Here is a 21,104-nt window from a genome sequence, read left to right on the forward strand (position 1 = left end):
ATTCATTCGATACAGGTATACTAAGATAATTGATTGAATAGATAAAACAGTTTGTTTTTATAAATTCAATCGGAAAAATAAATTTCATCAAAGTCTTTGGTGTAGATGTATGAAAGTATTGAGTTAAAACTTGAATTTTCAAGTATAAAAGCAATTTGAATTCAGATATTTACATTAAAATTATTTTAATAGATATGAGCGAGGACCAATTATGACCTTAGAGAGAGGCATTTATAAGCACTATAAAGGACAACTTTATCAAGTCCTTCATGTAGCGACGCATAGTGAAACTCAAGAAAAGCTTGTGGTCTATCAATGCCTTTATGGAGATTATTCAATATGGGTAAGGCCATTAGCGATGTTTACAGAAAGCATTTATCTAGAGGATGATGATCGTGAAATTGAACGTTTTAAATTGATTCAAAAATTATGATGATTGTCATAGTAAAGACTTTATCTTTGATTAGTTTATAGAAATCGGTTCAATGAGAATATGTCATGAATGCTGAATTTCTAAGTCAAATGCAAAGTTTATATCAGCATTTAATTCAACATGATGCATATCAAACTGATCGCGATCTGAGATATCGAAATATAAAACCAGAATCTGCTCATTATATTTCGATGCTTATTAAGATCCAGACCTCTAAACGAATTCTTGAAATAGGAACTTCGACAGGATATTTAACATTATGGATGGCGGAGTCGGTTTCGGATCATCAGGGTCGAGTGACGACGGTTGATATAAACTCAAAAAGAACAGCACTTGCGACTCAGTACGCCAAACAGTTTAGTTTAGATCACCTTATTGATTTTATCAGCAGTGATGCAATTGATTTATTAATTAATGAAGGCGATGTGTATGACTTAATTATCTTAGATGCGAATCGACATGCATATCCTGATTATTGGCAATATTTAAAAAAGGTACTACATCCTGAACATGGCGTAATACTTGTAGATAAAGTGATTTCCCATGCTGCTGAAATACAAAGTTTTTTTAAAGGATGTTAAGGCTGATCCTGATTTTTGCACGATCACGCTGAATATTGGGTGTGGATTATTGATGATTACGCGGAATTGATGGTGATTGAGAATTTGATGGATTGAACACAAAAAAAACCACGCAAAGCGTGGTTTTTTTAGTGCTATCTAATGAATTAGATTTTACCAACTAGATCGATTGAAGGAGCAAGAGTTGCATCGCCTTCTTTCCATTTAGCAGGGCAAACTTCGCCTGGGTGAGCGTGAACGTATTGAGCTGCTTTAACTTTACGAAGAAGTTCTTGAGCATCACGACCGATACCACCAGCGTTGATTTCAACGATTTGGATTTTACCTTCTGGGTCGATTACGAAAGTACCACGGTCAGCAAGACCAGCAGATTCGATTAGAACTTCGAAGTTTTTAGAAAGAGTCCAAGTTGGATCGCCGATTAATGGGTATTGGATTTTACCAATTACGTCAGAAGTGTCGTGCCAAGCTTTGTGAGTGAAGTGAGTGTCAGTAGAAACACCGTAGATTTCCACGCCTAATTTTTGGAATTCAGCGTAGTTGTCAGCAAGGTCACCAAGTTCAGTTGGGCAAACGAAAGTGAAGTCAGCAGGGTAGAAAAATACTACAGACCATTTGCCTTTAAGATCAGCTTCAGTCACGTCTACGAATTGACCGTTGTGGTAAGCTGTAGCTGCGAATGGTTTAACTTCAGTATTAATTAAGCTCATCATTGTCTCCATGATTGAGGTTAGTCTTTAATTTTCAATTAGAGTATCGAACTTTCGTTCTGTGCTGAAATGGTATTTTTACATTACAAAAATCGGAAAAACCGAATTATGTAAATTGATTGCCATTTAAGTTTGTCATCTGTCTTCCTTGTAACACATCAAAATGATGTATTCGTGACAGGATGAGAAAATTTCACATGCCTACCAACATGAAGACACTGAAGTGAAAATTCAAGGGTAAATATTAAAAAAATCATCATTATTTTGGATTTAGTTTTTCAAAAATATAAAAAGCTACATGAAAATTTCAAAAATTGTATGAATTGTCACATAACACGGCTGACATGTTTCTATTTCAACATAAGATCATTTTAAGCTTTATATTCTCATTTAATCTAAAAAAATAGTCCGATTCAGATTTGGGATAATTTTTGAAAATGAGTAGAATAAAGCGTTTCGTAATTGATATAGGGCTAAAACTTGGCAACGATAGGGTTAAATGTAGAACAAATGGTGATGGCACGAGATCTTCATCGTTTAAATCGACTACGCAAAGGAAAAGATGCCAATGAAAAGCAATATCAAGAACTTTTTGAAAAATCAAATTTAAAAGTACAACAGCGTATTCAACGCATTCCTAATATCAAACTTAATCAAGATTTACCTGTTACCCAATATGCAGACAAATTGATTGAGGCCATTCAAAAACATCAGGTCATTATCGTTGCGGGTGAAACAGGTTCAGGTAAAACAACTCAGCTTCCTCAGATAGCCATGCTTGCGGGGCGTGGTTTAACAGGGTTAATTGGTCATACCCAGCCACGACGATTAGCTGCGCGCAGTGTATCGCAACGTATTGCAGAAGAGGTGGGTGAAAAACTCGGTGAGTCTATTTCATTTAAAGTAAGGTTTAACGAACAGGGTTCACAGGACTCTATCGTTCGTTTAATGACAGATGGTATTTTGCTGGCTGAATTGGCTCATGATCGTTTCTTAACCAAATATGACACCATTATTATTGATGAAGCACATGAGCGCTCGCTCAATATTGACTTCATCATGGGCTATTTAAAACAGCTCTTGCCACGTCGTAAAGATCTTAAAGTCATCATCACATCTGCAACTTTAGACGTTAATCGTTTTTCAAGTTACTTCAATAATGCACCGATCTTTGAGGTTGAAGGTCGTAGTTTTCCTGTAGAAGTGCGTTATCGTCCGATCTCTGAAATGAGTATTGTAGGGAGTGATGATGATGAGTTTGATGACTTTGAAGAAAACCTACCGCGCGCAGTAGTATCAGCTGTTGAAGAATGTTTCAAAGATGCACAGGAAAAAGGTCATCCTGAACACGCAGATATTTTGATTTTTGCCAGTACGGAACAAGAGATTCGTGAGCTACAGGAAACTTTAATCAAACATGGACCTCGTCATACAGAAGTTCTACCTTTGTATGCGAGACTAGCGTTATCTGAACAACAAAAGATTTTTAATCCTGCAGGTGGTGGACGGCGTATCATTATTGCCACCAACGTTGCGGAAACTGCATTGACCGTTCCAAACATACGTTACGTCATTGATAGTGGTTTTGCACGTATCTCTCGTTATAACTACCGTTCGCGTGTTCAGCGTTTACCGATTGAAGCGATTTCTCAAGCAGCAGCCAATCAGCGTAAAGGTCGTTGTGGTCGTATTGCACCGGGTGTGTGTATTCGACTGTATTCAGAAGAAGACTTTTTAAGTCGTCCCGAATTTACTGAACCTGAAATCAAACGTACTAATTTGGCATCTGTTATTTTGCAGATGCAGAGTTTAGGTCTTGGAACACTCGAAGATTTTGACTTTATTGAACCGCCTGACCATCGTCTCGTCAATGATGGTCGTAAACTGCTGATTGAACTCGGGGCGATGACGGAAAAGAGTAATCCTTCTCTTGCGGCTAAAACAGCCTCATATTTAGATAAAGGTGGACTTCAAGGCAAAGGCGATTCTCTCACCAAAATTGGTCAACAAATGGCAAAAATGCCAATTGATCCAAGACTCGCACGTATGATTTTGGGGGGGGCTCATTTTGGGGCGCTCAATGAAGTATTGATTATCGTGGCAGCGTTAGCTGTTCAGGATCCAAGAGAGCGTCCTGCTGATAAACAAATGCAAGCGGATCAGAAGCATGCCTTGTTTCGTGAAGCCGACTCTGACTTTCTGTTCTATCTCAAATTATGGGATGCGTTGGTTGCAAATCGGGAGATGAGTGAAAATAAGCGTCGCACATTTGCACGTAATCATTTCTTGAGTTGGTTACGCTTGAGAGAATGGAAAAAAACACATGAGCAACTGGTTGATCTTGCTCAAGGCTTAAAGCTTTCTTTTAATGAAAAGAAAACCAGTTACGAAAATCTTCACAGAGCTTTACTCACGGGACTATTGTCATTCATTGCAAATAAAACAGATGAACGCAATGTATTCATGGCAGTGCGTCAACAAAAGGCACGTATATTTCCTGCATCGACCTTACACAAAACCAATACACCATGGGTCATGGCATTTGAGATGGTAGAAACCTCTCAGGTGTATTTACGAACACTGGCAAAAATTGAGCCTGAGTGGATTTTGCTAGCTGCACGTGATTTAGTGAAACATCATTACTTTGAACCGCATTGGTCGAAAAAAGCAGGTGTAGTTAACGCATATGATCAAATTTCACTGTTTGGTTTGATTATTGAACCTAAGCGTCAAATCAATTATGAAAAGGTCGATCAAACTGCAGCGCATGAAATTTTCCTTCGCGATGCTTTAACGACGGGTCATCTGGGGATTACACCACCATTTTTAAAACATAACTTGCTTAAACTAGAAGAGGTTGAGCGAGTTGAAGACAAATTGCGACGTCGTGATTTGGTGGTAGACGAAGAGACGATTTATCAGTTTTATGCTGCAAAAGTGCCTGAAGATGTAGCGAGTCGGCGTAGTTTTGAAGATTGGCGTGCAACAGTTGAGCCTCAAAATCCACGTTATTTGTTCATCGATGACGATGCTTTGTGGCTTAACGATCGTCCAACTACCCAACAGTTTCCTGATTACTTACGTAATGGGGACCTTCGTTTAGCGGCAAGTTATCGATTTGACCCAAGTCATGATGAAGATGGTGCGACGGTCAAGATTCCACTACAGGCCCTGCCACAAGTAGATGAAAACTTATGGTCATGGGGCATTCCAGGTTGGCGTCTTGATTTGATTGAAGCACTATTAAAAGCTCTTCCAAAAGATAAGCGTCGTGGCTTGGTACCTATACCAGATACTGCGCGTAAACTGATGTCCAAAATAGACGCGCAAGATTTACAAAAGCATATTTTTAGTTTTTTAGCTTTTCAATTGAGAGGCGAACAGATCACTGAAAAAGATTTTAATGTAGATCGAATTGAACAATATCTTTTACCGCTCATAAAAGTCATCGATGAAAAAGGGCGAGTGATTGAGCAAGGTCGCGATTTATCAGAATTAAAAGCACGCTGTCGTACTGAAACGCATAGTCCAGTCAAGCAGTTAAAAGGTGAGTATCAAACTTTCCCTGAGCATTTTGTGTTTGAAGCATCGCAAAAAGTCACAGGTGTCGTCGTCAAACAATATCAAGCACTTGTACCAAGCAAGGAATTTTCTAAGCTTGAGCAAAAGGATGAGTCAGGTGTTGTCATTCAAACGTTTAATGATCAGCATGAAGCGATACGCCATCATCGTGCTGGTATTATTCGCCTGATTCATATGCAGCTAGGTGATTTGATTCGACAGCTTAAAAAACAAATTTCTAAACCACTCGCATTAGCCTATTCCCCTTTGGGTGATAAAGCTCAGTTAGAACAAATGTTAGTTTACGCAACATTGCAAATGGCTTTAGAGAAAGAGCCTGTAGATGCGCAAGATTTCCAAACAATTCTGCAGGCTGTCAAGCAGTCTTTCCTGACGTATGGTCAAAAGGTTTTGGCTGCCTTTAATGACATTTATGTACAATGGCAACAAATTCGACGCGAGTTGATGATGATTGATGCCAATGTATTTGGTAAAAATATCGATGATATTGAAGATCAACTTGATCTAATGAGTTTAGCGGATTTTGCTTATAGTAAATCTGTAGACGTGTGGATTGAATTTCCACGCTATCTTAAAGCTTTATTGATCAGGATTGATCGTTTGCCTCATAATCTCAAACGAGATGATGATGCGATTGCTCAAGTCGATCCTTGGATGGATAAATTATTTAAATATAAAAATGATCAGAAATTGAAAGAGTTATATTTTATGGTTGAAGAACTGAGAATCTCATTATTCTCTCAACCGATGAAAACCAAGATGCCAATTTCGCCAAACCGTATTCAAAAAGTATGGGAACGTCTCGGAATCAGTTAATATAGCTTTAATTTGAAATATTGAGTTACTCAAAAAAGGAGTTTTGCATGGGCATTCGTATTACAGGCACTGGCTTATTCCATCCTGAACATGTCATCACCAATGAAGAATTGGTTGAAAGTTTAAATGCTTATGTAGAAAAGTTTAATCAAGAGAATGCTGAAAAAATTGCTGCGGGCGAAATCGAAGCACGCCGTGGTTCAAGTGCAGAATTTATTGAGAAGGCTTCAGGTGTTAAAGCACGTTATGTTGTAGAGAAGGAAGGCGTATTAGATCCTAATCGTTTACGTCCAAACTTAGCAGAACGATCAGATGATGAAATTTCACTTCAAGCTGAGTGGGGTGTGATCGCTTCAAAACAAGCAATGGAAAATGCCGGTGTAACTGCTGAAGACATTGATGTTGTAATATTGGCTTGTTCAAATATGCAACGTGCATATCCTGCGGTTGCTATTGAAATTCAAACTGCATTGGGCATTCAAGGTTATGCTTATGACATGAATGTTGCTTGTTCTGCTGCAACATTTGGCTTAAAACAAGCTTATGATGCGATCAAGTCTGGTGCTCGTCGTGTGCTCTTGGTCAATGTGGAAATCACATCAGGTCATACAGATTATCGTTCACGTGATTGTCATTTCATTTTTGGTGATGTAGCGACAGCTTCAATTATCGAAGATACAGATTCTAAAACTGGATTCGAAATTTTAGATACGCAATTGTTTACGCAATTCTCTAATAACATTCGTAATAATTTTGGTTTCTTGAATCCAAGTGAAACAACCAATGCGGATGATAAACGCTTCCGTCAAGATGGCCGTAAAGTGTTTAAAGAAGTATGCCCATTGGTTGCGAAAATGATTACAAAGCAACTTGAGAAAAACCAAATCGAACCGACGAATGTTAAACGTTTCTGGTTACATCAAGCCAATGCCAGCATGAACGAGTTAATTTTAAAGCTGGTTGTGGGTAAAGCTGCTGCTGAAGCAGATCCAGACTTAGTTCCAATCATTTTAGACGAGTTTGCAAACACTTCTTCAGCTGGTGTCATCATTGCGTTACACCGAACTGCTGATCAAGTGAATGATGGTGAATACGGCGTATTATGTTCATTTGGTGCGGGTTATTCTGTTGGTTCGATACTGGTTCAGAAGCGAGTAGCTTAATTAGATAAAGAGATGTTCAATGGAAAATAAAGCATTGCAAATCCAACACCATTCTAAAATGATCAGATATGGTAGTTTGTTGCAACGTTTTTATTTTAAACCGACCTTTCTTGGTGTTGAACATCTCAATGCTGATCGACCTGCCATGTATGTGGGTAATCATACAATTTATGGCGTATTTGATACGCCAATTTTGATTGATTATCTATATACAGAGCACAAAATTAAAATTGTGAGTTTAGGTGATCACATTCATTTCAAAATACCGTATTGGAAAGATATGGTTCATAAAATGGGTGCAATTGAGGGGCTAAGAGAATACGCCAGAGATGCAATGCAACAAGGATATTCTATCTTAGTTTTTCCAGGTGGTGGGCGTGAGGTCGTAAAGCGCAAAGGGGAAGAATATCAACTCATATGGAAAGAGCGCTACGGCTTCTTAAAGTTAGCTCAAGAATTTGACTATGACATTGCACCTTTTGTAGCTGTAGGTGGTGATGAAGTATTCGATTTGGCACTTGATGCAAATTATTTACTTGAAAAAAAGTGGTTTAAAAAGCTTTTAGCTGTTCCTAAAATTGGAAAATTACTCCGTCAAGGTGATGTCTTGCCTTCAATACCCAAAAATATTATTCCTAAAAGAGTCCCATTCTATTTCAATTTTTTACCACGACAATCAATCTCAAATATCAAAACAGATCAAGATTTGATTGAATTTAGAGATCAATTGCAGCAAACAATTTACGAAAATATTGCATCAACGCAGTTGATACGAGATAGACAAAGTTAAATCTTAGAAAATTATACTTCTTAATCTAATTATATTGTTGATTATAAAAATATTTTTAAAATAATATTAAAAAAATAAATTAGTGCTTTCTATTTTATATCAATTAGGTATATTATTTTAATGTAAATATTCAGTTTACTAAGCCCAAAGATTGTACTCCTCCTTGGGCTTTTTTTTTATCTCAGAATAATAATAAGCGTATAAGAGCGATTTTCACTTTTTAAATTTCACACAAATTAAGTTTGAAAATCAAAGGTGAATTTTTGGCACAAAATGCAACTATAGTTGGTTTTTTAAAAATTAATAAAAACAGAATGTTATTTAAATTTTTTAGCATGCTATCAAAACAATTCTAATTTTGTAATTGCAAAATGTATGCTTCTACGACTTAGAGGTTCATAAAGAAATTTTGCATAAGTGCTTTTTTTTTGTACATTGAAAACTCAAAAACAAAATAACACAGAGGGATTATGACACTACAAGGAAAAACACTGTTCATTACAGGTGCAAGCAGAGGTATCGGTCGTGAGATTGCACTTAAAGCTGCAAAAGATGGTGCAAATATTGTGGTTGCTGCAAAAACGAGCACTGAACATTCGAAACTCAGTGGTACGATTCATTCTGTTGCAAAAGAAATAGAAGCAGCTGGTGGGAGAGCATTAGCGATCCAACTTGATGTACGAGATCAAGATGCTGTCGCAGCCGCAATGAAACAGGCTGCTGAACATTTTGGTGGGATAGATGTCCTCATTAATAATGCTGGTGCGATTAATTTGAGTGGGGTTGAAACGCTTGATCCAAATCGTTTTGATCTCATGTATCAAGTGAATACTCGCGCCGTTATGGTCTGTAGTCAAGCTGCCTTGCCTTATTTAAAACAAAGTCAAAATCCACACATTCTTAGTCTCTCTCCACCTTTAAATTTAAAAGAATCGTGGTTTGCGGTTCATTCTCCTTACACCATCAGTAAATATGGCATGAGTATGTTGACCATGGGAATGAATCAAGAATTCGAACGTTATGGGATAAGTGTTAATGCCTTGTGGCCTAGAACCATTATTGCAACTGCAGCGATAGAATTTTCTCTCGGTGGACGTGAGTTATTTAGCAAGGCTCGGACACCGGCAATCATGGCTGATGCAGCGTATGCAATCTTGACGAGTGAGAAACGTTCGATCACGGGTCGTATGATGATCGATGAAGAGATATTAAGAGAGAAAGGTGAAACTGATTTCGAAAAATATCGAGTTGAGCCATCAGATGAGGAATTGATGGTCGATTTATTTGTTGATCCATAAATGAGAAAGCCCAACATAGCGTTGGGCTTTATTATTTAGACTAAATTATCGTAATGCAGTAAGGTTGACATCCTTTTGATACATCTCGAGCTGCATGACTTGTTCAGTTAAGAATGCTTTACGTTGGTCATTGCTCGGATGACTTGCAAACAAAGTTGATTGATCTTTATTCATTTTACGTTTGTTGAGATTAGCTTCGAATTTATCCCAAAATGAGAGTGCTGCATTGTGATTGTAGCCCGCTCTCACCATCAAATCTAAACCAATCAAATCAGCTTCTTCTTCTAGATGACGGCGATGAGACATATTGGTTTGATTACCAGATAAACCACTTGCAAGCCCGATGGCAGCCCCAGTTCCCATGGTTGCACCCATTAGACCCAAATTCATTGCTGCGAAACGAGAAGCCTTTTCACGACTATGATTACGGATAATGTGTGCCATTTCATGCGCAATTAGGGTGGCTAACTCGTCATCAGATAAGTTTTCAAACATATATACAGCCGAATTAACTACAATTTGCCCACTTTGAAAGGATTGGGCATTAGGTTTGCTACTGAGCACACCGTTAATTCGCCATTGAATTGGTTGACGACCTTCACGTAAATATTGATTAGCATGTGGAATTAAACGTGCCAAAATTTGATTTAAACGTGGATCTTCAAGATATAAAGACTTAGTCTTCGCTTTCTTTTCAAATTTATTATAGCTACGGTTTGAAATTTTATTCCAAGCTGATTCTGGAATAATCATGAGTTGTTTCCGTTCGGAAGCTACAGTGCCTAATGATGTGGTTGAAACACAGCCAGTCGAGATTAATGCAATTGAACTTATAATACCAAACGCGAAGGATTTCATAATTACACCTTAATGATGGGATATTATTTGAAAGCTGACTTGATTTTTAATGGCCAGATTTCGTGTTTAATTATTGTTCAGTATTTAGATTAATTAAACAAACATTATTTTAACTATTAATTTGAACTAATTAATATCATGGTGGTTATAATGAGATTTTTGTCACATTAATATTTATTAATTCGTTATTTTATTATTTAGATAAATTATTTTATTTATATATATATTGTATTTTATTATACTTTTATTATATTATTGTTGGTTGGATTAATATTTATTAAAATTAATAGTATATAAAAATCAGTATCTTATGTTTTATCATTGTTTTTTTTAAAATATTTGAATGTGATTTTGTTTTTGAATTTAATTTAATGTGAGAATAAATTCTCAATATTTTAATTGAATATTGATAAATAACTCATAACGAAACATTTTGGAATTTCATTCAAGGCTATTAAAAATTAATTCTTATATTGTGAAGCTTTTCTTACATTGAATTGGTGTATTTTGTGATTTAATTCACACATATTATCGTTGGGTATTTTAATTAAATTTGGGTGGACTAATTATATGATTTATAACCACGAATTTTTTTGATCACAGTGTTATAAGGCCTGTTTGATTTTTGATAAGGTCTGAGCCTCATTAATATGCGCATGCTGCTTATCCTAGCCAATCGATGCAACAGAACACTTTAAAATAAATTCATCTAAACTTATTTTGCCTTCAGTCAATATAAGTATCAATTCGCTCAATTTCAAAGATGTTTAACATGAACTTGAGTTTTTAGTACTCGTCATTCAATCGCATCGTATTTTGAAAGGATGTTTAATCTTGAAGTTGAGTACTAGGTGAATCAAATGAGGGTTTCTTTCGTGGTTCGAGTCAAGTCTCAATCACAAACGCTGTGCCAAGGTGATCAACAGAAATATTTAAAGAATTCCAACGGAATAATGAGATTTTTTGCGATATAAAGTTCATGTTAGGGCGAGTACAAATGTATGAGCGATTTCGAGTGACGATGGGCGTTGAAGCGGCATTTGTTTTATCACGCTTTCTTAATTCATTCGTTGAACTTTGAACGACTAGACAGGAACTGATACAGTCAATATGAATAAGTGGTTTAAGGGTAGTTTATTGATTGGTTCTTTGGTGAGTAATTTTGCATTTGCAGATTTTCTACCACCAGATCAAGCATTTCAATTTGAGGCAGTATCAGTCAGTCATCATCAAGCTGAACTACAATGGAAGATCGCAGATGGTTACTATCTCTATCATGATCAAATCAAAGTTTCAGACATTCAAGGTCCTGTAAAGTTATCTCTACCACGCCCAAAAGAGAAAGATGATCCAAACTTTGGTATGACCCAAGTACATTATCAGGATGTAATCAGCAATATTCCAGTCAAACCAAATCAAGAATTTAAGATTCAATGGCAAGGATGTGCTGAAAGTGGTTTATGTTATCCGATTCAAAGAACAACGATAACAACTGACAGCACAGGTTTATTCCCAGCGCAGCAAACTACACAAACTAAGAAAGTTTTAAATCTCAAAGAAATTTCAGCGGCATCTAATGGAGTTGTAAATACTCGAGATGCACAAGAAAATGCTTCACCAAAAACAGAAACACAACTCATTTCAAAGGATAACAATACAGTCGCAGATCGTAAAAATTTTAACGCTACTGCGCTTGAGCTAGATAAAACCGAATTTGGGGAAAATAATTTAATCAGTGAGGATCAATCCACGCTAGATGCAAATTTATCTAAAGAAAATCTGAATAGGCCAGCCAGTTTTTCGGGTGTATGGAACAACGATCAATTTTTTTTAAATTTGCTCTCTCAACAAAGTGTATGGCTTAATTTATTGGTGTTTTTAGGACTTGGAATATTGTTGGCATTCTTGCCTTGTTCATTGCCCTTAATTCCGATTTTATCAGGCATTCTTGTGCAAAATCACAGAGGTTATCGTGCCGCGGTAATAGCTTTTATTTTTGTCACAGGGATGGCTATCGTTTATGCGTTAATGGGATTCGTTGTTTCTCAACTGGGCTATAGTTTTCAGCGTTGGTTTCAAAGTCCGATCTTCATTAGTATTTTTAGTCTCCTGTTTATTATTTTTGCCCTTAATCTTTTTGGTGCATTTCAAATCTCTTTACCTCAAGGAATGTTACAACGCTTAGATCTTTGGCAACAAAAACAAAAAGGCGGAACATTGATCGGTGCAGGACTCATGGGGATGATTTCTGCACTGATAGTTGGACCCTGCATGAGTGCTCCGTTGGCTGGAGCATTGATATTTGTCTCGCAGATGAACCAACCTTTATTAGGGGCGACTTATCTTTTTGTTTTGGGCATTGGGATTGGTTTGCCGCTTTTTATTGCGGCAGTTTTCGGGACGCATTTTTTACCTAAACCTGGGGTATGGATGGATCGACTCAAGGTCTGTTTTGGTTTCGTGATGTTGCTTGTGGCCATTTATTTTGTACGGCCACTTATTCCAACCAGTATTTATCAAATTCTGATGGGTCTTTTACTTCTTGGATTCGCTGTATATTTACTCTGGAAAATGCGACCTTATGTCGAAAAAATAGTGGTTAAAAGCATCATCATATTACTCAGTCTTGGCATGATGTTTTTAGGAGTGAATTATGTGCAGCAAGGGTATACGCACTCCCTTGTAACGCAGGCCAAAACATTACATACATGGCATAAAGTCAACTCTGCCGCGCAGCTTTCAAATGTTTTTAAAGCAAATCAAGGTAAAGCCGTAGTAATTGATGTTTACGCAGATTGGTGTGTTGCATGTCAACCGATAGAAAAAGAGGTACTTCCGCGTGAAGATGTTCAAGCCAAACTCAATGAGTTGGTTTTAATTAAATTAGATCTCACTCATTTTGAACCAAGCCAAGATGAACTGTTAAAAAAATGGCAAATTTTAGGACCGCCTACATTTATTTTTTTAAATACGCAACATGATGAAATACGTGATCTGCGCTTAACTGGCACTTTTACTGCAACACGGTTATTAAATCGATTGCAGGAACAATCTGTCGAGATGGTTCAGTAATGATTTCATTTGATGGGATTCAACTTGGATCATTCATGTTTCCATGGGTTTTATTGATTCTATTCAGTGGGATACTGTTCATCAGTATCCTGATCAATGTTTTAGGTTATCACTATAAATGGACAGATACCCAAGTCAAAATCAGTAAAGATTCAGTGTGGACAAGCATCATTATTGGAGCAGTTGCCGCTAGAGTCATCTTTGTTATGTTCTATTGGGAGATTTATATTGAAAATCCTTTAGATATACTCAAAATCCAAGATAAAGGATTTAGCTTATGGAGTGGATTATTCTTCGGTGGGCTAAGCTATATCATTCTCAATCGAAGCTTACGAACAAAAATGAAGATCATTTTAGTTGGGGTGTTTTTATTTTGGGTAGCGATTGGCGTAATGATAAAAACTCAATACAAGGTTGAAAGTTTTTATCCTGATCTAAGTTTTCAGATACTCCCAACTGATCATAGTGAAAATAAGAATGAAGGGTATTTCACAGATTTTTTGGGTCAGCCTACAGTCGTTAATTTGTGGGCGAATTGGTGCCCGCCATGTCATAGAGAGATGCTAATACTTTTTCAAGCACAAAAGGCTCATCCCAATATTCATTTTGTGATGCTCAATCAAGGTGAAGATATCACAACGGTTCAAAACTATTTACAAAAACACAGCTTCAACTTTAAAAATGTCAGACTTGATGTAAATGGGGAAATACCCAAGCAGAGCAATAGTTTTGGCTTGCCAACTACATTGTTTTACGATGAAAAAGGCAAATTGGTGGAAAGACATATGGGTGAGTTAAGCGCTGCAAAATTGCAAGAATATTTAATTAAAATGACAGCTGAGTAGAGCTAAAGGATATGAAAGATATAAATAAATTAATATTGTTGTCTAGCGTATTTTTAATAAGTAGCGTCAGTTATGCAGATTTAAAAAAGCAGATTTCAGCAGAGGGCTTTGAGTTTGTAAAAGAAATTCCAGCACCAGCATGTATGACTGGCTGGGCAGGGCATATGAACCAACATCCAGGTACGGTTTTTATTTCTAATGATCAGAAATATTACATTATGGGTGATTTATATAATGCTCAAGGTGAAAATATTTCTATTGAAGCATTAAATACACATGTCAAAGACGCCGTATTAGATGATGTATGGAAGAGCATTGAAAAGTCGACTTGGATTCAAGATGGTGAAAATACAGCAGCACGCGTTGTTTATGTATTTTCAGATCCTAACTGCCCATATTGCCATCAATTTTGGGAAGCTGCACGACCATGGGTAAACTCGGGAAAAGTTCAACTTCGACATATACAAGTTGGTGTGATTCGAGAAGAAAGTCGAGGGCAAATTGCCACCATACTTAACTCAAGTGATGCTGCTAAAGTATTTAATGACTACAATAAAAAGAAAGGTAAAGAGCGATTAGTTGTTACGCAAAATATATCAAAATCATTACATGAAAAAATCGACTATAACGAGTCACTCATGGATAAATATGGATTTTTTTCCACGCCAGCTATGGTATGGAAAAATCAACAAGGAGAGCTCAAGTCTATGCAAGGAATGGCAAAAGACTTGCAAGAAGTTTTTGAAAAATAGAATTTTTTGGTCTTTAGTACTCTTGAATACAAAACTTTAAAATTTAATACATGGTCATTTGCATGGAGAATATGATCGTATTTGAGTCTCATATCCACAACTGAAAGAATTGCAAGATTATGAAGTAGGATCGCAATATAAGTTATAAAGCGTTTGTATAATGGTGAGGACTTTAGGATCACTCACTTGATAAAAAATTTGTTTACCTTCACGACGAGTCACCACCATTTCAGCTTTACGTAATACGGTTAACTGTTGTGAAAGCGTGGGTTGAAAGATTTGAGTTCGATTCTCAATTTCCTGAACGTTCAATTCACCATCTACTAAAATACAAAGTATCTTTAAGCGATCAGGATTCGACAGGACTTTAAGTCGATCGCTGACTTGATCAACTTGTGAAAAATCCATTTGATTGAATTCAACATCAGATTGCATTAGATGTTCCTTTGAAACAGAAGGATGCGTATGTTAAAGCATCTTGATTATTTTTCAAAATTATATAATATAAAAAAATATATTGTAAATAAGTAAATTGTTATGCATGATTTTGTGATTGCTTTTTTAGGTGGAGCACTACTCGGTTTATCTGTGGTTGGATACTTATATGTGAATGGTCGAATAGCAGGGATTAGTGGTTTAATCGGTCAAGTACTAAATCCGCATACAGTTTTCAAAACACCAGCATTGTTGTTTTTAATGGGTCTCATCATCACACCGTTTATCTATGGTATTTGGGTTCAGCCTGAAATTGAACTCGAAGCAAGTCCATTCATGATGATCGTGGCAGGTATTTTAGTTGGATTTGGAACACGTTTAGGTTCTGGCTGTACAAGTGGGCATGGCATTTGTGGTTTAAGTAGATTGTCCAAAAGATCTATTGTGGCAACACTAAGTTTTATGCTGACAGGCTTTATAACGGTTTATTTAATTCGACATGTCACAGGAGCATTTTAAATGAAAAACCTTTTTGCTTTTTTGTTTGGCTCACTTTTTTCCGTGGGGCTCATGTTATCTGGAATGTCGAACCCTGAAAAAGTTCTTAATTTTCTTGATTTATACGGTGAGTGGGATGCAAGTTTGGCATTTGTCATGATGGGTGCCATTGTCGTGGCATTCATACCCTTTCAGATCGTAACCAGAAGTGAAAAACCTTTAACTCTATTCAATGAGACTATTGATCTACCAAAGAGCAATCAGCTTGATAACAAGCTCATTATAGGTGCTAGTTTGTTTGGGATAGGCTGGGGCATCGCAGGCATCTGTCCAGCACCAGGATTAACATTGATTGGTTTAGGGCATTATCAATCACTCTATTTTGTGATTGCGATGTTGATAGGAGTTTTAATTCACCGTAAATGGATGGGAGCATAGTTATGAAACTAGTGATGAAAGACGCCACTCAAGATCAAATCAAGCCGCTAATTAAAGATTTTTTTGATCAAAATACCAATACATTTAGTTATGTCGTGGCTGATCCTGTGACATTAAGTTGTGCCATTATCGATAGTGTTTTAGATTTTGATGCTGTTTCTGCGACAACAACGACGGAACATGCTAACCAGATTATTCAATACATACATGAACAGCATTACAAGGTTGAGTGGATTTTAGAAACACATGTGCATGCTGATCATTTGACCGCTGCGCAATATTTAAAATCAAAGCTAGGTGGCAAAATTGCCATGAGTCATCATATTGGAATTGTACAAGAAACATTTGGCTCAATTTATCAATTGGATATTAAGGCAATAAACGCACAGCAACCATTCGATTATTTATTTAAAGATCATGAGTGTTTTAAAATTGGAGAAATTGAAGCCTACAATATTCCAACGCCTGGTCATACACCTGCTTGTCTTAGTTATGTGATAGGTGATTCAGTTTTCGTGGGTGATACTATATTTATGCCAGACTATGGTACAGCACGTTGTGATTTTCCACGGGGCAGTGCAGCAGAATTATTTGATTCAGTTCAGAAGCTTTATCAACTGCCTGATCATATGCGTGTATATCTATGTCACGATTATTTACCAGAAAATCGACACCAATATATGTGTCAAACGGATATAAGAACGCAAAAAAAATCGAATATACACATTCGAATTGATTCAAAAAAGAATGATTTTGTGGAAATGCGCAATAGCCGTGACGCGACATTGGGGATGCCAAAGCTAATTTTACCAGCCATTCAAATTAATATAAACGGTGGCAAATTTCCGCCCACTGAACACAATGGAGTATCTTATTTGAAAATCCCTTTAAATTTTTTCAAATCATAAAATTTAGCTACTTTAATTTTTATAGATATTATAAATACATGTTATGTATAAAATTGAAAAGGCTTTAAAAACAAGTTCAATAGGCGTATAGTTAAGTATGAAAGTTGATCAGCCTAGTCGGTTATTAACTTGATTTTTTTTCTATGTTTCTAAACACTCTTTATCGAAAAGAGTTGAGAGGAAATTTTGCTAAGATCTAGTGGACTCATCATTGCATTTGCAACGGTGTTATTACAACTAGCGGTTTATTTACAACCGATCTTACCGGAGAAATTTCATGTCGCTCCGGTATGCATGTCTATTATGCATAATTTACTTTCTCCAGAACGCCATCAGCATGTTCATGAGACTTATCACGATCTCGTCCACCATTTGAGTGAAAACGAACATCATCACGACCATAATCAAATTACTCACCAATGCCAATATTGCACTGTGTATGGAGACCTCGTCTTACCATTTGATTTTGGTGTAAAAGAAATTTTTGATCGCTTACAAGTTAAGTTGAGCTTCTACCGCAATTCTTTTTGGCATGTCTATTTTTCTCTACAGAAGCTCTATCTTCTGCCTCAAGGCCGAGCGCCACCTTTTGGACTCTAATTGATTTAAACCTTGGATCATTTTGATCTTAATCAATTTATTTAGAGTTCAATCTTATGAAAAAAATCTTTAAACAGTCTGTAGCTAACAGACGGTATTCACTCATCCTCAAAAAAGTGAATTTAAAATCGCGTGTTATCGGAATGATACATGACATCTACAATGTAATTCTGACTGTAGTTTTAAACTCATTGAAGAACAACATTCACCACAAAATTCAATGATAAGGTGACCTCATGGATCTAGGACTAACAGCGCTCGAATTGGCGCGTATACAATTTGCATTCACTGTTTCATTTCACATTATCTTTCCAGCAATTTCGATTGGATTGGCAAGTTTTTTGGCTGTGCTCGAATGGCGTTGGCTTAAAACGAATGATCCTGTTTATCGAGATCTGTTTAAATTTTGGATAAAAATATTCGCACTTTCATTTGGTATGGGTGTCGTTTCAGGCGTGGTGATGAGCTATCAGTTTGGAACCAACTGGAGTGAATTTTCACGTATAGCTGGTAGTGTCACTGGACCATTGCTGACGTATGAAGTGCTCAGTGCGTTTTTCTTAGAAGCTGGTTTCCTCGGTATCATGTTGTTTGGCTGGGGGCGAGTTGGACCAAAGACGCATTTTTTTGCAACCTTAATGGTGGCAATAGGAACATGTATATCCATGTTTTGGATTCTGTCATCTAACAGCTGGATGCAAACACCTCAAGGCTTTGCATTTGAAAATGGAATAATTGTTCCTCAAGATTGGTTCGCGATTGTCTTTAACCCATCCTTTCCTTATCGATTAGCGCATATGGCACTGGCCGCTTTCTTGGTTTCAGGCTTATTGGTTGCCGCAACTGCTGCATGGCATCTACTCAAAGGACGCCGTGATGCGTTAGTAAAAAAGTCATTCTCGATGGCAATGTGGATGATCCTTGCTTTAGCTCCACTACAGATGTTCGTGGGTGATTTACATGGATTGAATACCTTAGAACATCAGCCTGCTAAATTAGCTGCAATCGAAGGTCATTGGGAAACCAATAAAGATCATGGTATGCCGTTGTATCTATTTGGTATTCCAGATATGGAAGCTGAAGAAACTAAATATGCGATTGGTATTCCAAATCTGGGTAGCCTGATCATGACACATACCCTTGATGGTGAGGTTAAAGGCTTAAAAGAATTCGCACCTGAGGATCGACCTAATTCAACCATCGTTTTTTGGAGTTTCCGAATCATGGTGGGTATGGGCATGCTCATGATCTTACTGGCTGTATTTGGTCTATGGCTACGTAAGACAGGCAAATTCTATGATTCTAAATGGTTGCACAAGTTTGCTTTGTGGATGGGGCCTTCAGGTTTTATTGCATTATTGGCAGGCTGGTTTACCACAGAGGTGGGACGTCAACCTTGGATTATCTATGGCGTAATGCGTACGAAAGATGCGTTATCTCCTGTCTCTGCGGAACAGGTTGGACTTACGCTAATTATTTTTGTTGTGGTGTACTGCATCGTATTTGGTATCGGTATCTTTTATATGTTGAAAATGATGGTAAAAGGACCAGAATTTATTTATTCAACACCACATTCAGATGGCGAAGTGATCCGAGCGTCTAAACGCCCGATGAGTACCATTGATAATGAACAACAACTTGAAGCATCAAATAAGGTGAATGATCAGGAGAATTTGAAATGATTGATTTATCATTGATTTGGATTGTGATCATCGCACTAGGTGTGTTGATTTATGTCGTTCTTGATGGTTTTGATTTGGGAATTGGTATTTTATTTCCATTTGTGAAAGATCGCCAAGAGCGTGATGTCATGATGAATACTGTAGCACCCGTATGGGATGGCAATGAGACTTGGATGGTACTTGGTGGAGCTGGTTTATTTGCCGCTTTTCCACTGGTCTATTCGACTGTATTGTCCGCATTATATATGCCCATTACCTTAATGGTGATCGCGCTTATATTTCGTGGAGTCGCTTTTGAGTTTCGTTTTAAGGCTAATCGGACTAAAGCACTTTGGGACCAAGCATTTATTTGGGGTTCAATTTTAGCTTCATTTTTACAAGGTGTGATTTTAGGCGCTTATATTCAAGGAATACAGACCACCAATGGTGTGTTCACGGGTGGTGGTCTGGATTGGCTCACTCCATTTTCACTCTTTACAGGTTTAGGCGTTGTTGTTTTATACGCGACACTCGGTTGCGGATGGTTAATTTTTAAAACAGATGAGCGTGTACAAGATCATATGTACCGTCTGATGCCTAAGCTTATGATCGCGTTATTTCTAATATTTGGCGCTGTCAGTATTTATACTCCCCTTGTACATGACGATATTGCACAGCGTTGGTTTAGTCAGCCACAAATGTGGTATTTCAGTCCCGTACCAATACTGGTATTGATTTTCACTTTCCTAGCGCTCAGAGCTTGTAAACGTCGTCAGGAGTTTGCGCCTTTCATCTATACATTGGCTTTGGTATTTCTTGCGTATACGGGCTTCTTAATTAGTTTATGGCCTAATATCATTCCGCCAAGTGTAACGATTTGGCAAGCTGCTGCACCTCAAAGTAGTCAATTATTTGCTCTCATTGGTGCACTCATTCTAATCCCAATTATATTGTTTTATACCGCTTTATCTTATTGGGTATTTAGAGACAAGGTTCGTGTTGGTGACGAAGGTTATCACTGAGGAGAATGATAATGAAACTGAATCAAGCAGGGTGGTTTATTGTTTTATGGCTCGGTGGTTTTTTAAGTCTATTATTGATTGCTGGTCTATTTCGATTGCTCATCCAGTGGGCGTATTAATCTAAATCTTGAGACATCAACAATTAACCCATCATCTAGGTGATGGGTTTTTAATTTAAATACTAACGACTAATCTTTGTTGATCATAATTGGGTAATAGAAACTATGATATAGGCACAATTAAGCGGATTTTAGCTTCTAAAACAACGCTTTAAAAATTTACTTAAACAATTGATTTAAGATAAAATTAGAAGAATCATCTGAATCTTTGAGAATGATGAGTGAAATCGTTTCAATCACTTATGACATAACTATCGCCGTTTTAAGGAATCACGAGACTGATATTTAATTGTCGTTATTCATGGTCTAATTACTGTGAAAAAAAAGCCAGACTGGTGGAGCAATCTGGCAAAGCGTCAAGATGAGTCACCCGTGACAAGTGATGTTTCCTGAGTTCAGGTTTGAGTTGTTCCGAACTTAAGCCTGAATAAATTCAGCCACAGCCTGGTTAAACGCTTGTGGTTGTTCAACATTCGAAATGTGCGAAGCATTAATCTCAACAAGTTGACTACCCGCAATCGCT

General features: G+C 37.1%; 20 protein-coding genes. 16 read left to right on the forward strand and 4 right to left on the reverse strand.

Going from position 1 to position 21,104, the window contains the following annotated elements; genetic code table 11:
• The first annotated feature begins 211 nt into the window (after positions 1 to 211).
• A complete protein-coding gene (locus AC1M9N_RS14085; RefSeq protein WP_035270203.1) occupies positions 212 to 433 on the forward strand; it encodes a DUF1653 domain-containing protein in 222 nt (73 codons plus the stop codon).
• A 65-nt stretch (positions 434 to 498) separates the two neighbouring features.
• Positions 499 to 1,014, forward strand: coding sequence for an O-methyltransferase (locus AC1M9N_RS14090; protein WP_481954942.1), 516 nt, complete (start codon positions 499 to 501; stop codon positions 1,012 to 1,014).
• A 146-nt stretch (positions 1,015 to 1,160) separates the two neighbouring features.
• Here the strand turns inward: AC1M9N_RS14090 and ahpC are convergent, their stop codons facing one another.
• The gene (ahpC, locus tag AC1M9N_RS14095; protein WP_035270191.1) at positions 1,161 to 1,724 is read right to left on the reverse strand and encodes an alkyl hydroperoxide reductase subunit C; all 564 of its coding nucleotides are present in this window, start codon (positions 1,722 to 1,724) and stop codon (positions 1,161 to 1,163) included.
• Positions 1,725 to 2,234: 510 nt separating this feature from the next.
• On the opposite strand from ahpC, the gene hrpA reads away from it, so the two are divergent.
• The 4 genes from hrpA (at position 2,235) to AC1M9N_RS14115 (ending at position 9,373) form a co-directional block, all read left to right on the forward strand.
• On the forward strand, positions 2,235 to 6,122 hold the full coding sequence (gene hrpA, locus AC1M9N_RS14100; RefSeq protein ID WP_481954951.1) for an ATP-dependent RNA helicase HrpA: 3,888 nt from the start codon (positions 2,235 to 2,237) through the stop codon (positions 6,120 to 6,122).
• A gap of 47 nt (positions 6,123 to 6,169) precedes the next feature.
• Positions 6,170 to 7,285, forward strand: coding sequence for a beta-ketoacyl-ACP synthase III (locus AC1M9N_RS14105; RefSeq protein WP_035270185.1), 1,116 nt, complete (start codon positions 6,170 to 6,172; stop codon positions 7,283 to 7,285).
• Between the two features lie 19 nt (positions 7,286 to 7,304).
• The gene (locus tag AC1M9N_RS14110; protein ID WP_481954943.1) at positions 7,305 to 8,075 is read left to right on the forward strand and encodes a lysophospholipid acyltransferase family protein; all 771 of its coding nucleotides are present in this window, start codon (positions 7,305 to 7,307) and stop codon (positions 8,073 to 8,075) included.
• A gap of 470 nt (positions 8,076 to 8,545) precedes the next feature.
• Positions 8,546 to 9,373, forward strand: coding sequence for an SDR family oxidoreductase (locus tag AC1M9N_RS14115; protein ID WP_180028997.1), 828 nt, complete (start codon positions 8,546 to 8,548; stop codon positions 9,371 to 9,373).
• A 45-nt stretch (positions 9,374 to 9,418) separates the two neighbouring features.
• Here the strand turns inward: AC1M9N_RS14115 and AC1M9N_RS14120 are convergent, their stop codons facing one another.
• Positions 9,419 to 10,231, reverse strand: a complete 813-nt coding sequence (locus AC1M9N_RS14120) for a M48 family metallopeptidase (protein ID WP_481954944.1) — start codon at positions 10,229 to 10,231, stop codon at positions 9,419 to 9,421.
• Between the two features lie 1,110 nt (positions 10,232 to 11,341).
• On the opposite strand from AC1M9N_RS14120, the gene dsbD reads away from it, so the two are divergent.
• From dsbD to dsbG, 3 genes are read left to right on the forward strand one after another with little or no spacing between them, the layout of a single operon-like run.
• Complete coding sequence (dsbD, locus tag AC1M9N_RS14125; RefSeq protein ID WP_481954945.1) at positions 11,342 to 13,303, forward strand: protein-disulfide reductase DsbD; 1,962 nt, start codon at positions 11,342 to 11,344, stop codon at positions 13,301 to 13,303.
• Entirely contained in the window at positions 13,303 to 14,148 is an 846-nt protein-coding gene (locus tag AC1M9N_RS14130) for a prolipoprotein diacylglyceryl transferase family protein (RefSeq protein ID WP_481954946.1), read from the forward strand. The genes dsbD and AC1M9N_RS14130 overlap by 1 nt, the downstream gene beginning before the upstream one ends.
• 20 nt (positions 14,149 to 14,168) lie before the next feature.
• The gene (gene dsbG, locus AC1M9N_RS14135) at positions 14,169 to 14,900 is read left to right on the forward strand and encodes a thiol:disulfide interchange protein DsbG (RefSeq protein WP_481954952.1); all 732 of its coding nucleotides are present in this window, start codon (positions 14,169 to 14,171) and stop codon (positions 14,898 to 14,900) included.
• A gap of 117 nt (positions 14,901 to 15,017) precedes the next feature.
• On the opposite strand, the gene AC1M9N_RS14140 is transcribed toward dsbG, so the two are convergent.
• Positions 15,018 to 15,335, reverse strand: a complete 318-nt coding sequence (locus tag AC1M9N_RS14140) for a metalloregulator ArsR/SmtB family transcription factor (protein WP_481954947.1) — start codon at positions 15,333 to 15,335, stop codon at positions 15,018 to 15,020.
• A gap of 102 nt (positions 15,336 to 15,437) precedes the next feature.
• On the opposite strand from AC1M9N_RS14140, the gene AC1M9N_RS14145 reads away from it, so the two are divergent.
• The 7 genes from AC1M9N_RS14145 to AC1M9N_RS14175 all read left to right on the forward strand — a co-directional run bounded on the left by AC1M9N_RS14145 (position 15,438) and on the right by AC1M9N_RS14175 (position 20,581).
• Positions 15,438 to 15,854 carry a YeeE/YedE family protein gene (locus AC1M9N_RS14145; protein ID WP_481954948.1) on the forward strand — a complete coding sequence of 139 codons (417 nt, stop codon included), beginning with the start codon at positions 15,438 to 15,440 and terminating at the stop codon, positions 15,852 to 15,854.
• Positions 15,855 to 16,271, forward strand: a complete 417-nt coding sequence (locus tag AC1M9N_RS14150; RefSeq protein ID WP_481954949.1) for a DUF6691 family protein — start codon at positions 15,855 to 15,857, stop codon at positions 16,269 to 16,271.
• A gap of 14 nt (positions 16,272 to 16,285) precedes the next feature.
• On the forward strand, positions 16,286 to 17,179 hold the full coding sequence (locus AC1M9N_RS14155) for an MBL fold metallo-hydrolase (protein WP_481954953.1): 894 nt from the start codon (positions 16,286 to 16,288) through the stop codon (positions 17,177 to 17,179).
• A 186-nt stretch (positions 17,180 to 17,365) separates the two neighbouring features.
• Entirely contained in the window at positions 17,366 to 17,779 is a 414-nt protein-coding gene (locus tag AC1M9N_RS14160; protein ID WP_092768857.1) for a DUF2946 domain-containing protein, read from the forward strand.
• A gap of 236 nt (positions 17,780 to 18,015) precedes the next feature.
• The gene (locus AC1M9N_RS14165) at positions 18,016 to 19,461 is read left to right on the forward strand and encodes a cytochrome ubiquinol oxidase subunit I (RefSeq protein WP_481954950.1); all 1,446 of its coding nucleotides are present in this window, start codon (positions 18,016 to 18,018) and stop codon (positions 19,459 to 19,461) included.
• Positions 19,458 to 20,462 carry a cytochrome d ubiquinol oxidase subunit II gene (cydB, locus tag AC1M9N_RS14170; RefSeq protein WP_180028990.1) on the forward strand — a complete coding sequence of 335 codons (1,005 nt, stop codon included), beginning with the start codon at positions 19,458 to 19,460 and terminating at the stop codon, positions 20,460 to 20,462. The genes AC1M9N_RS14165 and cydB overlap by 4 nt, the downstream gene beginning before the upstream one ends.
• An 11-nt stretch (positions 20,463 to 20,473) precedes the next feature.
• The gene (locus AC1M9N_RS14175; RefSeq protein WP_155757002.1) at positions 20,474 to 20,581 is read left to right on the forward strand and encodes a DUF2474 family protein; all 108 of its coding nucleotides are present in this window, start codon (positions 20,474 to 20,476) and stop codon (positions 20,579 to 20,581) included.
• A 417-nt stretch (positions 20,582 to 20,998) separates the two neighbouring features.
• Here AC1M9N_RS14175 and AC1M9N_RS14180 read toward each other — a convergent pair.
• Positions 20,999 to 21,104: alpha/beta fold hydrolase (locus AC1M9N_RS14180; RefSeq protein ID WP_481954954.1), on the reverse strand; the 106-nt coding region annotated here is incomplete at its 5' end.

This window comes from Acinetobacter sp. ANC_7655, from assembly GCF_056784015.1.

What these genes read in the sequence shown, in the direction of transcription:
- AC1M9N_RS14165 (WP_481954950.1), top strand. Translation starts at nt 18,016, where the DNA reads ATGGATCTAGGACTAACAGCGCTCGAATTGGCGCGTATACAATTTGCA.
- AC1M9N_RS14155 (WP_481954953.1), top strand. Translation starts at nt 16,286, where the DNA reads ATGAAAGACGCCACTCAAGATCAAATCAAGCCGCTAATTAAAGATTTT.
- AC1M9N_RS14085 (WP_035270203.1), top strand. Translation starts at nt 212, where the DNA reads ATGACCTTAGAGAGAGGCATTTATAAGCACTATAAAGGACAACTTTAT.
- cydB (WP_180028990.1), top strand. Translation starts at nt 19,458, where the DNA reads ATGATTGATTTATCATTGATTTGGATTGTGATCATCGCACTAGGTGTG.
- AC1M9N_RS14110 (WP_481954943.1), top strand. Translation starts at nt 7,305, where the DNA reads ATGGAAAATAAAGCATTGCAAATCCAACACCATTCTAAAATGATCAGA.
- AC1M9N_RS14130 (WP_481954946.1), top strand. Translation starts at nt 13,303, where the DNA reads ATGATTTCATTTGATGGGATTCAACTTGGATCATTCATGTTTCCATGG.
- ahpC (WP_035270191.1), bottom strand. Translation starts at nt 1,724, where the DNA reads ATGAGCTTAATTAATACTGAAGTTAAACCATTCGCAGCTACAGCTTAC.
- dsbD (WP_481954945.1), top strand. Translation starts at nt 11,342, where the DNA reads ATGAATAAGTGGTTTAAGGGTAGTTTATTGATTGGTTCTTTGGTGAGT.
- AC1M9N_RS14150 (WP_481954949.1), top strand. Translation starts at nt 15,855, where the DNA reads ATGAAAAACCTTTTTGCTTTTTTGTTTGGCTCACTTTTTTCCGTGGGG.
- AC1M9N_RS14115 (WP_180028997.1), top strand. Translation starts at nt 8,546, where the DNA reads ATGACACTACAAGGAAAAACACTGTTCATTACAGGTGCAAGCAGAGGT.
- AC1M9N_RS14105 (WP_035270185.1), top strand. Translation starts at nt 6,170, where the DNA reads ATGGGCATTCGTATTACAGGCACTGGCTTATTCCATCCTGAACATGTC.
- AC1M9N_RS14175 (WP_155757002.1), top strand. Translation starts at nt 20,474, where the DNA reads ATGAAACTGAATCAAGCAGGGTGGTTTATTGTTTTATGGCTCGGTGGT.
- AC1M9N_RS14140 (WP_481954947.1), bottom strand. Translation starts at nt 15,335, where the DNA reads ATGCAATCTGATGTTGAATTCAATCAAATGGATTTTTCACAAGTTGAT.
- AC1M9N_RS14090 (WP_481954942.1), top strand. Translation starts at nt 499, where the DNA reads ATGAATGCTGAATTTCTAAGTCAAATGCAAAGTTTATATCAGCATTTA.
- AC1M9N_RS14120 (WP_481954944.1), bottom strand. Translation starts at nt 10,231, where the DNA reads ATGAAATCCTTCGCGTTTGGTATTATAAGTTCAATTGCATTAATCTCG.
- hrpA (WP_481954951.1), top strand. Translation starts at nt 2,235, where the DNA reads ATGGTGATGGCACGAGATCTTCATCGTTTAAATCGACTACGCAAAGGA.
- AC1M9N_RS14145 (WP_481954948.1), top strand. Translation starts at nt 15,438, where the DNA reads ATGCATGATTTTGTGATTGCTTTTTTAGGTGGAGCACTACTCGGTTTA.